This is a genomic window from Actinokineospora enzanensis DSM 44649, assembly GCF_000374445.1.
Taxonomy (GTDB): Bacteria; Actinomycetota; Actinomycetes; order Mycobacteriales; family Pseudonocardiaceae; genus Actinokineospora; species Actinokineospora enzanensis.
Window position 1 is genome coordinate 1 of the sequence record NZ_KB894426.1, and the last position, 12,459, is coordinate 12,459.

At 71.2% G+C, this 12,459-nt stretch carries 12 protein-coding genes; 4 read left to right on the plus strand and 8 right to left on the minus strand.

The features are described 5' to 3' along the window. On the plus strand, nucleotides 1-289 hold a 289-nt coding region (locus C503_RS40640; protein ID WP_018684871.1), incomplete at its 5' end, for a transposase. Here the strand turns inward: C503_RS40640 and C503_RS0124475 are convergent. Next, entirely contained in the window at nucleotides 286-1,251 is a 966-nt protein-coding gene (locus C503_RS0124475; RefSeq protein WP_018684872.1) for an Lrp/AsnC family transcriptional regulator, read from the minus strand. The two genes, C503_RS40640 and C503_RS0124475, sit on opposite strands and share 4 nt — an antisense overlap. A 116-nt stretch (nucleotides 1,252-1,367) precedes the next feature. Here C503_RS0124475 and C503_RS0124480 point away from each other — a divergent pair, with 116 nt between their 5' ends. Then, complete coding sequence (locus tag C503_RS0124480; protein ID WP_018684873.1) at nucleotides 1,368-2,810, plus strand: FAD-dependent monooxygenase; 1,443 nt, start codon at nucleotides 1,368-1,370, stop codon at nucleotides 2,808-2,810. Between the two features lies 1 nt (nucleotide 2,811). Here the strand turns inward: C503_RS0124480 and C503_RS0124485 are convergent, their stop codons facing one another. Next, on the minus strand, nucleotides 2,812-3,468 hold the full coding sequence (locus C503_RS0124485) for a L,D-transpeptidase family protein (RefSeq protein ID WP_018684874.1): 657 nt from the start codon (nucleotides 3,466-3,468) through the stop codon (nucleotides 2,812-2,814). A 246-nt stretch (nucleotides 3,469-3,714) separates the two neighbouring features. Here C503_RS0124485 and C503_RS0124490 point away from each other — a divergent pair, with 246 nt between their 5' ends. Further along, nucleotides 3,715-5,109, plus strand: a complete 1,395-nt coding sequence (locus C503_RS0124490; RefSeq protein ID WP_211222453.1) for a peptide ligase PGM1-related protein — start codon at nucleotides 3,715-3,717, stop codon at nucleotides 5,107-5,109. 81 nt (nucleotides 5,110-5,190) lie between these two features. After that, complete coding sequence (locus C503_RS0124495) at nucleotides 5,191-5,913, plus strand: aspartate/glutamate racemase family protein (protein ID WP_026316659.1); 723 nt, start codon at nucleotides 5,191-5,193, stop codon at nucleotides 5,911-5,913. A 170-nt stretch (nucleotides 5,914-6,083) separates the two neighbouring features. Here C503_RS0124495 and C503_RS46905 read toward each other — a convergent pair whose 3' ends face one another. From C503_RS46905 to C503_RS0124525, 6 genes are all read right to left on the minus strand, one after another. Next, nucleotides 6,084-6,878 carry a class I SAM-dependent methyltransferase gene (locus C503_RS46905; RefSeq protein WP_169514608.1) on the minus strand — a complete coding sequence of 265 codons (795 nt, stop codon included), beginning with the start codon at nucleotides 6,876-6,878 and terminating at the stop codon, nucleotides 6,084-6,086. Then, nucleotides 6,875-7,912: a zinc metalloprotease gene (locus C503_RS46910; protein WP_018684878.1), complete on the minus strand. Its 1,038-nt coding sequence runs from the start codon at nucleotides 7,910-7,912 to the stop codon at nucleotides 6,875-6,877. The genes C503_RS46905 and C503_RS46910 overlap by 4 nt, the downstream gene beginning before the upstream one ends. A gap of 67 nt (nucleotides 7,913-7,979) precedes the next feature. Further along, nucleotides 7,980-10,070: a hypothetical protein gene (locus tag C503_RS0124510; RefSeq protein WP_018684879.1), complete on the minus strand. Its 2,091-nt coding sequence runs from the start codon at nucleotides 10,068-10,070 to the stop codon at nucleotides 7,980-7,982. Nucleotides 10,071-10,121: 51 nt separating this feature from the next. After that, entirely contained in the window at nucleotides 10,122-10,907 is a 786-nt protein-coding gene (locus C503_RS0124515; RefSeq protein WP_156893444.1) for a Rossmann-fold NAD(P)-binding domain-containing protein, read from the minus strand. Then, entirely contained in the window at nucleotides 10,904-11,800 is an 897-nt protein-coding gene (locus C503_RS0124520; protein WP_018684881.1) for an MbnB/TglH/ChrH family RiPP precursor modification enzyme, read from the minus strand. Before C503_RS0124520 ends, C503_RS0124515 begins: the two co-directional genes overlap by 4 nt. A 42-nt stretch (nucleotides 11,801-11,842) precedes the next feature. After that, nucleotides 11,843-12,451 carry a LysE family translocator gene (locus C503_RS0124525; RefSeq protein ID WP_026316660.1) on the minus strand — a complete coding sequence of 203 codons (609 nt, stop codon included), beginning with the start codon at nucleotides 12,449-12,451 and terminating at the stop codon, nucleotides 11,843-11,845. Nucleotides 12,452-12,459: the final 8 nt, after the last annotated feature.

Below are 12,459 nucleotides of genomic sequence, written 5' to 3' on the forward strand. Positions count from 1 at the left end.
ACACCCCACCGTCCGGAAGTGGCTGGAAGCGCACCCGCGCTTCCACATGCACTTCACCCCCACCTACTCCTCCTGGCTCAACCAGGTCGAGCGATGGTTCGGTCTGCTCACCGACAAACGACTACGCCGCGCCGCCCACAAGTCCCTGCGCGCCCTGGAGAACGACATCCGCGACTGGATCAAGACCTGGAACGAGAACCCCAACCCCTTCGTCTGGACCAAGAACGCGGACGAGATCCTCGACCGCCTCGGCTCATATCTTGATCGAATTCCTGGCGCAGGACACTAGGTTCGGTTGGCGGCTCGTTTGACGGTCTTGATGATCGGGGCCGTCTCGATGTGGGTGATTGTGGGTAGGGCGGCCACGCGGGTGGTCAGGTAGTGGTAGAGGTCTTGTTGGGTCGCGCACACGACGCTTGCCACCAGGCTGGTGGGGCCGGTTGTGGCTGCGGCGAAGGCGATTTCCGGGTGTTGGGCGAGGGTCGTGCCTGCCTCGACGAGGTGGGTCGGGGAGACGGAGAGCCAGAGCAGGGTGCGGGGGCCGATGCCGAGCAGGCGGCTGTCGATGTCGAGGTCCAGGTAGAGGGCGCCGTGTTCGCGTAGTTCGGTCATGCGGCGGCGGGTCGTGGTCGGGGACCAGCCGGTCGCTGTGGCGAGTTGTTCGTAGTCGGCGCGGCCGTCGGCGGCGAGGGTGGCCAGGAGTTTTCGGTCGCCGTCGTCGAGGTGGACGGGGCCGGGGCGGGGTGCGGTCGGGGGTGGGCGTAGGCGGTCGATCTCGGCGGGGGTGAGGGGGCCGAGCTTGGCGACGATGCTGTCGGCGCCGCCGTAGAAGGTGTGCAGGACGGAGTGGGCGGTGACGCCTTCGACGCGGGGGGTGCGCGGGAGTTTGGCGAGCAGCAGGGACTCGCTGTCGGCGGCGTTCTCGGTGCGGACGTTGCAGGTGATCTCGGTGCCGCCGGAGGTGAGGCTGACCCAGGACGTGTCGGGGCGGCGGGCCAGTGCCTCGGCGACCGGGGCCGCCGCGGCCGGGGCGCAGCGGACGCGGAGGAACCAGAGTGTGGCGCCGAGGGCGGTCGGGTCCACGGCGCCGAACACTCGGAGCGATCCGGATGAACGCAATCTGGCGTAGCGGCGCGCGATGGTGCGATCCGACACGCCCAGGACGGCGGCGATTGTGCTGAACGGGGCCCGCGCGTCGATCTGCAGCGCGTGCACGAGGCGGCGGTCCAGCTCGTCGAAGTCGGATTCCACCGCTCGGAGCGTAGATGGTGTCGGATGTCGGTGCAATCGGGTGTGCTGCTGGCTTGATCGTCGGGGCAGGGCGGAGCGTTGTTCTTGTCCTGATCGACACAACCAGGGGAGCAATCATGCATACCGACGTGCTCGTGGTCGGCGCCGGACCGACCGGGATGATGGTGGCCAACGAACTGCTGCTGGCCGGGGTGTCGACCGTGGTGGTCGACCGACTGTCCAGGCGCAGTGAGCTGTCCAGGGCGGGCGGGGTGCAGTCCCGCACATTGGCGGCGCTCGACCAGCGCGGTCTGCTGGAACCGTTGCTGGCCACCGGGGACTACCCGATCAGCGCCGGTCACTTCGCCGGGTTCCCGCTCTCGCTCGACTTCGCCCGGCACCGCCTGCCGTGGCGGTCCGTGCCGCAGGTGGTGATCGAAGGGTTCCTTGAGGAGCACCTCGCCACGCATGGCCTGCGCGTGCGCCGGGACCACGAACTCGTGGCCATTGACCAGGACTCGGACGGTGTCACCGCGACCTTCGCCGATGGCACCGCCCTCCGCGGCCGCTACCTCGTCGCCGCGGACGGCGCGCACAGCACGGTGCGCTCATTGCTCCGAGTCGATTTCCCCGGGCAGTCCGGTACGGCGACGGTGGTCGCCGCCGACGTGCGGCTGGGCGGTGTCGACGACCGGATGTCGCATGTCTGGAGCCCCGACGGGCATTGGGCGGCGGTGTTCCCGCTCGGTACCGACTCCCAAGGCAGGCGGTTGAGCCGTCTCGTCCTCGGCGGACCACGTCATTCGCTGCCCAGGGATGTCGAGGTCACCGAGGAGGAGATCCGCGAGAGTCTGCGCACCGTGCTCGGATCGAACGCGCGGTTGCTCGAACTGCGTTACGGCCGCCGCATCACCGACACCGCCCGCCAGGCCGCGCAATACCGGCACGGGCGGGTGCTGTTGGCCGGGGACGCCGCGCACGTCCATCTCCCGCTCGGAGCGCAGGGCATGAACACCGGGATGCAGGACGCGATCAATCTCGGCTGGAAGCTCGGTGCGACCGTGCGCGGCTGGGCGCCGGACGGCCTGCTCGACACCTATCACGCGGAGCGCCACCCGGCCGGGGCCGCCGTGCTGCGCAACGTCCAGGCGCAGTGCCTGGTGATGGACTGGGCGGGCACCCGAGCGCCGGATGTGTTGGCCACCAAGGAACTCCTCACGGACCTGGCGCGACTTCCCGATGTGCAACGCCATCTGGGCGACCTGATGTCCGGGATGGCCATCCGCTACGCCATGCCGGGCGTCGACCGGCACCCGCTCATCGGCCGCCCGGTGCCGGACCTGCCGCTCGACCCGACCCGGTTGCACGCATTGCTCCGATCCGGACGCGGCATCCTGCTGGACCCGGAAGGCGAGCACGGCAAGCTCGCCGACCTCTGGTCCGACCGTGTCGATCACGTCGACTATGTGCGTCAGGGCACCGAACCGATGCTCGTCCGCCCGGACGGCTACGTCTGCTGGGCGGGCGACCCGGACGACCTGGAGCCTGCCCTCGGCCACTGGTTCGGCCAGGCAGGCTGAGTCACGCCACGGCGATGTCGATGACGGGGTGGCTGCCCGGGTCGAGCCAGGCGACGATGGCGTCGACCGTCGGCGCCGGGACGCTGACGCAGCCCGCGGTCGGCCGCCCCGTGCTGACGTGCAGGAAGAACGCCGACCCGGCGCCCGTGACGACCGGGTCGCGGTTGTAGTCCATGACCACGGCCCGGTCGTAGGCGACGCCGACCCGGCCCAAGTCCTCCCCCGCCCGCTCGTCGAACGGGCAGGTGCCGGGCGCGCACCGGTACGGGGTGTTGTAGAGCGGCGAGTGCACATCGGACACCCACCAGTCGGACGCGTCGACCTGCCGGTAGGGCAACGGGGTCCCGAGGCCCGGCTTGTTCCCGAACGCCTCGGTCAAGGTCCACACGCCCGCGGGGGTCTTGGTGCCTGCCTCGCTCGCCCGCCCCACCCCGGCCTTCCCGACGTACGCGCCGACGGGGCCGATCTCCGCGGCCCACCCGGTCGAGGTGCGCCGCCAGGCGGTCAGGGTGGCGGTGGTCGAGGTGGCGGTCGGGGCGATCACGGTGATCACCTGGTTCGCGTCGCCGGTGTAAGGAAGCGGCAATCCCTCCGCCGCCGCGACACCACTACCGGCGAGCATCGCGAACACCACCAGAGCGATAATCCGACTGCGCATCTCGAACTCTCCCAACGGGAACGGTCATCCCCCACTGGCCTACCCGGCAGACCCCAGCATGCCACGCACCGGACCACCAAATGCACCCACAAGTGTGAGCGAGGCTCGCCACCGACGACCGGGACGGCACCAGGGCACGGTGACGCACCGAAAGAAAGTCGTTGATCGCCACTCGTTTGGCGGCGCGGTCGGGGCCGGACGGTTGGATACGTTGATGAGCGGCGGCCCGCGCGGTGCCGTCGGTGGGTGCCGCGAAGGGAGTACGCCGTGGACGCGACCGCCGGGGTCGGGAGCACGTTGATCGTGTTGTACTCGATGTCCTATGACGCGGCGTTGTTGAGCAGGCTGCCGTTCATGAACCACGCGGCCGAGCGGGGGCTGTCCCAGATCGGGGCATTGCGGGCGCCGGGCACGCGGGTCGTGGTGGTCACCCCCGAGCCGGTCGCGGAGGAAGTGCTGGAGTACTACCTGCGGGACGCCTCGGGGTTCTCCGAGGACGAGTTGCCGGGGATTCGGGCGAGGCTGGAACTGCACCGGCCGCGGCCGGACGGCGACGGGGCGTTGGACGCACGGACTTTGGGGGACGCCGAGCTGATGGCGCACCTGCGGAAGGCGGTCGCGGACAGCGGGTCGGCGCGGCTGGTCAACTTCGCCGCGTCCGCGGAGGGGGACGAGCTGGCGGCGGCGCTCGGGGTCGCGGCCGAGCAGGCGCCCGCGGCGCACATCCGGGACATGGGCGGGAAGCTGGGCGGCAAGCGGGTGCTGCGGTTGGCCAACGTGCCCACGCCGGGCGGGCCGCTGGAGCGGCTGCACACACCGGATGAGGTGATCGTCGCGTGCCGGGACCTGGCGGCCGAGCCGGACCCGCCCACCCGGGTCGCGCTGAAGCTGGACGACCCGAAGTGGGGGGCCGGGGTCGGCACCGTGGTGCTGGACCTGGCCGCGGCGGTGACCGGCGACCTGGCCGGGGCGGTGGTCAAGCAGGCGCAGCCGTGGCCGGACGTGGTGGCCGACATGGCGGTCGGCGGCGCCATCCTGGAGGCCTTCCTGCTCGACGTCGTGGCCTCGCCGAGCGGGCAGGCGGCGATCGACGCGGACGGCGAGGTGCGGGTGATCTCCACGCACGACCAGCTCCTCGACGGCGACCGCTACATCGGCTGCGTCGGCCCGGCGTCGGCGCCGCTGGTGGAGCGGATGCGCGAGCACCTCGCCGCCACCGGCAAGGTGCTGGCGGGCCACGGGGTGCGCGGCACGTTCGGGGTGGACTTCATCGCGGACACCGACGGCGTGCTGCTGGCGACCGAGATCAACCTGCGCAAGGTCGGACCGAGCCACGTCACCGCGCACGTCGCGGACGCGGCGTCGCTCGACGCGCACTTCGTCCACCACCGGGTGCACGAACCCGCCGTGCTGGCCCACCGCACGATCGGGGACGTGGTGGAGGGACTGCGCTCGCGCGGACTGCTCTTCGACCACACCAGCCGTACGGGCGTCCTGCTGCACATGCTCGGTGCGATCCCGGGCTGCGGTTATCTGGAGACCACGGCGGTGGAGTCGACCCGGGCCCGCGCGTTCGACCTGGACCGCAGGCTGCGGGCGGCGCTGGGGCTCGCGCCGGTGGACGACCCGGTTCGACTCTGAACACCCGGTCGAGTCAACTTCGGCGGCACGTCCGGCCATCCGGTCCACAGTGGGCATACCGTCGCGCGAGTGTCGACCTCACTGCGGGCCGTCGGACTGCTCGGTGGAATGAGCTGGCAGTCGACCGCCGAGTACTACCGCCTGCTCAACGAGCTCACCGCGGAGCGCCTGGGCGGTCTGCACTCGGCGCGCTGCCTGTTGTACTCGGTGGATTTCGCCGAGGTCGCGGTGCTGCAGACCGAGGAGCGCTGGGCCGAGGCGGCCGAGCTGCTGGCCGTCGCCGGGGAACGGCTGGTGCTGAGCGGGGCCGGGGTCGTGCTGGTCTGCAGCAACACCATGCACCTGGTGGCCGGTCCGCTGGCCGAGCGGGTACCGCTGCTGCATCTGGGCGACGTGACCGCGGCCGCGGTGCGGGCGGCCGGGGTGACGCGGGTGGGGTTGCTGGGCACCGCGTTCACCATGGAGCGGCCGTTCTACCGGGAACATCTGGCCGGACACGGGATCGAGGCCATCGTGCCGGACGCGGACGACCGGGCGCTGGTCCACCGGGTGATCTACGAGGAGCTGTGCCGGGGGATTTTCACCGACGCCGCGCGCGAGGCATTCGCGGGGGTGGTGCGCGGGTTGGTCGCGCGGGGCGCGCAGGGTGTGATCTACGGCTGCACCGAGATCGAACTGCTGCTCGACTCGGCGCACAGCCCGATCCCCGCCTTCCCGACCACCCGGTTGCACGCGGAGGCCGCCGTGCGCTTCGCCGTGGGCGAGCGGCTGGCGGACATCGCGCCCGCATTCAGCCGGGTATGACCGGAAGCCGCCACGGCACAAGCGTCAGCCGCGACTGAGGACAATGGCGCGGCCGAGAACCGGCGGCGACCGTGTCGGTGGCCACCCTGCCGCCGAGGCCCGAGCGGCCATCGGCGAAGCGGCTCGCAGAGGCCAGGTCCGGTCGGTATCACTCGGTCGGCCGGTTGCCATCAGGAAGGTTTGGTGGCGATCGACAGGTGCCAGGTCAGACCAAGGGTGCCGGTGCCCTCGTCGACGAGTCGGGCGAGCAGGGCCGTGAGCAGCCGCTGGGCGGTGACGCGGGTTCGGTCTGGAGCGGTCGCGTAGGTGGCGTAGGCGGTCGGGGCCAGGTTGGCCAGTTCGGTCAGGTAGGCGTCGGTCGAGGCGATGGGCCATGACCAGCTGAAGGGGTGGCGGGTGGGCGTGGTCAGCCCTGCCCGGGTCGTGGCCGTGGTGATCTCCTCGGTCGAGTCGTCGAAGGGGCCGCGGTGGTCGGCGGGTCGGATCAACGAGGGGATGACTCGGGCGAGGGTGGCCGCGCCCAGGGTGATCATTCGGCAGGTGGTGGGAGCGTCCCAGGTGTGGATGAGCAGACGACCGCCGGGGCGCAGTACTCGGGCGGCTTCGACGACCATCCGCTCCGGGGTGGGGAGCGCCCACCAGGAGGACAGCAACGTGACGGCGTCGGTTGTATTGGCCCCCAACGGCAGTCTTGCCGCGTCGGCTTGCAGGAAGGTCGTCGGGGTCGTGGTCCAGGCTTTGTGCAGCGCGGTGGGGGCCAGATCCAGGCCGATGCGGATCAGTGGACCGGGCAGGGCTCGGAGCAGAGCACCGTCTCCACAGGCCACATCGACGACGGTCGCGTCTCGGGGCAGTGGGGAAAGAACTCGCACGACGGAGTCGAGTACGGCGGCGGCCGCCGCTCCGCCGGTGGGTGACTCGACCGAGTGCACGCCGTCCCAGTGGGCCTGGCTGTGGTAGTTCACCACAGCAGGAGCCACACCACGCAGGCGGCGACCGCGAGACGGCCCAGGACGGTCAGGGCAGCGAAAGCGACATAGCCGAGGCTGACAACGAATCCGACCGACCGGGTGCCGCCGAGGAGACCGCGGACGTGTGCGAAGGAGCGGCCGCGCAGGTTGTCCAGGCCGGGGACGGTCGTGAGCAGCAGGTAGGCGTCGCCGTCGAAGGCGGGGATGAGAGTGGGGATGATGAAGACCGTGCCGGACAGGACCATCGCCAGACCCAGCCAGCGCAGCGGGTCCGGGAGCGGGGGCAGCCACAGGCAGGCGCCCGCAGCGGCGTAGACGAGGCTGCCGAGCGGGCCCGCGGCGACGGTGACCAGGCGGGGGCCCGGTGGCAGGGCGGCCCAGCGCTGTTGGTCCGGTTCCGTCCAGGCGAACGGGAACAATGACCGTAGGCCTAGACCGACCTCTCTGACCGCCACCTCGTAGTGACGGCAGGCCAATGCGTGGCCGCCTTCGTGGAACACCGTGGAGAGCAATACGACCACAAGCAGACAGGGCAATCCCCACCCGCGCACCGCGTCGGGCACCGCGGCCACGAACTCGCCGCCTCGGGTGATCAGGAGGCCGGTCAGCACCCCCAGCGACAGGACCGTTGTGGTGCGGACGAAGGAGCGTCGTACCAGCCAGGGCGTCCGGCGGAGCACGACGTCGAGGGCGCGGGTCGGGTCTGCGGTGCCGATGTCGACGCGGTCGAGGGCGACCACCGCGCGCGCGATCCGGCGGACCGGTGACGGCGGCGGTTCCAGGACGCCGAGAGCCAGCAGCCGGGTCTCGAAGGCGCGGACCTTCTCCGGGGTGGCGCCGGGCAGGCCCTCGGCGACGGCCGCGTAGGTCCGCACCCCGTCGAACCGGCGGGCCAAGGCCAGTTCGGCGCGGCCGAGCACCCAGCCCGCCCGGGTCCGGGGGTCGGTGACCCTGCTGCGCCCGCGATCGGCCGGGACCACCACCAGCCGGTGCGGGAAGCGGGCGCGTACGGTGTCGTCGGCACGCATACCGATCTCCTCCCGGGACGTGATCCGTTCGGACCGAATAGGACGACCACGGTCGGGAACGGGGCTTTCAGACCGAATAGGACAGACGGAGCTCGGCGCCGTGGGTGCCGAGGTCGTCGGTGAGCCAGAAGCAGTCGGGGGTGGGGCTGAGCTCGGTGACCCGGATCCGGCCCGCGGCGCGGGCGAGGCGGGCGAAGGTGTCGACGGCGATCGGGTTGGCCCAGTCGACATAGACGGGTTTGGGTTCGGTGTCGGTGCGGAGGAAGCAACGGCGGGGCAGGTCGTGCGCGTGGGCCCAGGACAGCAACGCTTGATAGTCGGTGTGGGTCTCCGACGGGCGTGCGGCATCGGGGAGCGTGGTGGGGTCGGGAGACCAGGAGCGTCTGCGTACCACTACGTCGCCGTAACGCAGGCGGGCTTGTAGGTCTCCGCCGAGGACCGCGCCCGCCACCGCGAAGACGATGTGCTGGAGGTCGGACGAGAGAACACTGACCATGTCCTCGGTGCGGCCGGTGTGACGGTCGACGAACAACACCAGGCCGTCGCACAGGCGGACTCGGCCACGTCCGGCCGGAATGGTCCGATCCGGTGGGCACCGGCTGGTCGCGCCCGGGACGACCACCTCGGCCAGGCCGGGTGTGACCGGCCAGGTGAACAAGGACCGTTGGTAGGCGGTGTCGGAGACGGCCAGGACCATGCGGTCACCGCCGAGCAACCGGTCGGCGACGGCGAGGGCGGCGGCCGCGTCGTCGAGGAACGGGAGGGCGACGGACTGGACGGCGGCGGGCACACAAGGGTGCACCTCGCCCAGCACGACGGTGGAGCCTTCGGCGACCAGCACGTCCGGGGACATCACCCCCACACCGAGCACCGACGCGAACCGCGCGTGCTCGGGATACCGCGACCGCAGCGCCGCCGCCACGGTGGCGAGGTGGGAGTCCTCGATGAGGACTTCCTCGGTGTGCCAACCGAAGTCGGACCAGGCTCGGTCCATTACCGCGCGCAGGTCGGCGGCGATCGCGGAGCGCACCGGGCCGATCGCCTCGTCGGCGCGGGCGGCGCGCAGGAACGCCAGGAAGTCCGCGTCCGGGACCCCTTCCTCGGTGATCCGGACCGCGGCGACGGCGGCGTAATGCCGGTGCAACTCGGACGCGGCGCACTCGGCGACCAGTCGGTGCAGTCGAAGCAATGGCGGGAGCTGATCACGCAGCACCCCGGCCAGTGCCCCGCCCACGCGCACCAGCAGATTGCGCTCGCAGTCCTCGTACACCGGCAGCCTGCCCGCGTACATCGTGCCCGTCGAACGCGTCCCGTCCACACCCGCCGACACCAGCAGCGCGTCCAGCTCACCGAGGATCGACCGACGCGCGTCGACGGTGGTCTGCCGTTCGAACCGAGAGCGCAGCTCCTCCAGCCGGGTGACCAACGGCACCGGCGAGCCGACCACGTCCTCGATGCCCAGCGGCCCGCGCGAACTCTCCGGCGGCACGGCCACCTCACGGGTCAGCACCCCGGCCTCGACCAGCCGGGAAGCCCCACGCGGCGGCTCGCCCACGGCCGCACCGGCCTGTACCGACCGAAGGAACCCCGCCACCCCGTCCGGCAACGCGATCCGCTTGCCGACCGGCACCCGCAGGCCCGCGTCGTCCACATCGCACCCCGGGTGCAGCCGGTACGGCCCCGCGGACCGGGCCACCCCGGCACACAACCCGCGCACCACCCAGTGCTCCACCCGGACCCGCCGCCTGCGCAACCGCCCCGCCGCCGGGTCGGCGACATCGAACTCCAGCGACCGCTCCGCCCGCGGATCGACCACGCCCCACGCCAAGGGACCGAAGAAGCTGCAGGTCTCGTTCTTGGCGCAGAACCGCTGCAGATAGGACCAAGCCAACCGCAGCCGCTGCCGTATCCGCACGTTCGGGTGTTCGAGATCCGCGTCCGCCAACGCGCCGATCCGGTCGACGGCGGCGACATTGGACAACAGCAACGCCTCGGCGACGTCCGGCCCGGTCATCCGCGCGACCAGGGCCCGCCGCGCCGCCACCACGGCACGATCGAAATCCGCGGCCGAGCCGGACAACAGCTCCGGACAGGCCAGCTCGTCGAGCCAGGCGAACGGGAAACCGGTCGACCGCACCCACAACCACGGGAACAGCATTCAGCCCCTCCCCCATGCCACGAGCCCCGCGCAGGGCAATGGCCACGGCATTCAGTCGCTCCCGATCGGAGCAAGCAGCACACCCAGCCGCACCAGAGAGGCGGCCGTCGCTTCCTCCTCCGACCGGACCGCACCCGGAACCCGTAACCGCGTCACCACGGCGGCCGCGCGCGGCGACACCGCCACGATCCGACGACGCAAGTCGGAAGGCCGCAGGTACACCAGGAAGGTCCGAGGCCGCTCGGGCACGTCAGCACGGCCCAATGCCGACGAATTCCGCAGCCAATCGGAGATATCCCGCTCGGTCCGCACCACCTCGACCGCGCCGATGCTCCGATGGCCGTCGGAAACCGGCTCCGCGTCCACCCCGCGCTCGGCCGCCGCGATCGTGATCCGGTTCGCCGCCTGCTCCAACGCGACCAGGTCCGGCAGTCCCGGAATCGACGCCTCCGGCCGGCCCAGCAGGTGCTCCAGCACGCGCAGCCCGTAGGTGTACACGTACGGCCCGAAGTCGTACCACCCCACCGAGTCCAGGAACTCCACCGCCCACGCGTCGATGTCCACCTCGTGCGCGCGCAACAGCCGGTGGGTCAACGGCAGCGCCGTCTCCAGCGCGTTCACGAACGAACTCGTCATCCGGTACCGGTAGTTGGCGATGAAGAACCGCGTCCCCGAGGGCGTCCGCGCGTACTGCTCCACCACCTCGCGCGCCGCCGCGTCCAGCCCGAACTCCGGCGCGCGCGCCCCGAAGTCCTCCCGGAACATGGCCTCCTGCAACGCGGGCTCGCGCAGCACCCGCCGCCACACGTGCCACACCGTCGCCGCGTCCATTGTCATGACACGCCTGCCCAGTGCACCGAGGCGGCGGCCCACGCGGCCTTCGCGCGCGCCAGGTCGCGGACGATCATCGACTCGTCGTCGGTGTCCAGCAGCCGGGTGCTCTCGTGGTGGCACCGCCCCTGGTACTCCAGGATCACCGCGCCCGGCCGGGCCCGCGCCAGCAGCCAGTCCAACAGCTCCCACACCGGCTCGGGCACCGGATTGTCGTGCCAGTCGTGATACAGCCCGTCATGCCAGCTGCCGCCTGCCAGGTGCACCGCGATCACCCGATCGAGCGGGATCGTCTCCAGGTACGCCATCGGGTCGAACCCCGCCAGGTTCAACGAGTTCGCGTACACGTTGTGCAGGTCCAGGTGCAGGAACGTGCCCGACCGCTCGACCAGCGCGGCCATGAAGTCGGCCTCGCGCATCGTGGACCCCGGCGTGGCCAGGTAGTACGCGGCGTTCTCGTGCGCCAGCGGGATCCCGTAGTGCTCCTGCAACCGGCGGGCGCGGTCGGCGATCCGGCGGACCTCGGTCGGCGAGAACTGGACCGGGCTGCTCCAGATGTCCAACCAGGACTCGTCCCCGTAGAAGCTGTGGTCGGCGATCCACGGGCTGCCGATGGCCCGGGCCATCGGCACGTGCCGCAGCACGGCCGGGGTCCGTTCCAGGTCACCGAACCCGAAGTCGCAGCCGTAATTGGAATGCGCCAGCAGCGGCCGCTTCCGGCGCAGCTCCCGCAGCCGCTCCAGCGCCCCCGGCAGGAACACCGACGGGCCGTCGAGCGGGCCCATGAACGGGTCCAGCAGGACCTCGAACAGGTCCACGTCCAGCGACTCGAACGGGAACCAGTCCAGGATCTCGGGGTTGTACTGGATTCCGACGCCGATCGGGTCGGGCTTGTCCACCGCCGTGCTCCTCTCCGGGCCCCGGCGGCGCCGGAGCCGTGGTCAGGTAACCCAGGTGAGCGCCACGGACACCACCAGCGCGGCGGTCATCACCACCTTGTAGATCGTGAGCCGGGCGGGCGAGGTCAGCCAGTGCCGGATGCCCACCCCGAACAGGGTCCAGGTCACCACCGCCGGGACGGAGATCACCGCGAACACCGCGCCGATCAGCAGCGCGCCGACCACCGGGTTGCCCTCCAGGCTGTAGGCGCTGACGGCACCGACCGCCATCGTCCACACCTTGGGGTTCACCCACTGCAACGCCGCGGCCTGCCACAACCCGACCGGCTTTCCCTCGGTCGTGGCGGCAGTAGCGTCTTTCGGCGTACCCATCCGCAGGATCTGCCAACCCAGCCACGCGATGTACAGCGTCGCCAGGATGTGCATCACCAGCCGCAGCCAGGACACGGCGTTGAACGCCTCGCCCAGCCCCGCCCCCACCACCATGACCACCGACGGGATGCCGATCGCGACCCCCGCCGCGGCGGGCAACGCCAGCCGCAGCGGGAACCGCGCGCCCATGCTCAACAACAGCAGGGCGTTCGGGCCCGGGGTGAAGGTCGCCGCCGCGGCGAACAACGCCAGGTGCAGCACCCATTCCCAGCCAAACACTCGCTCGC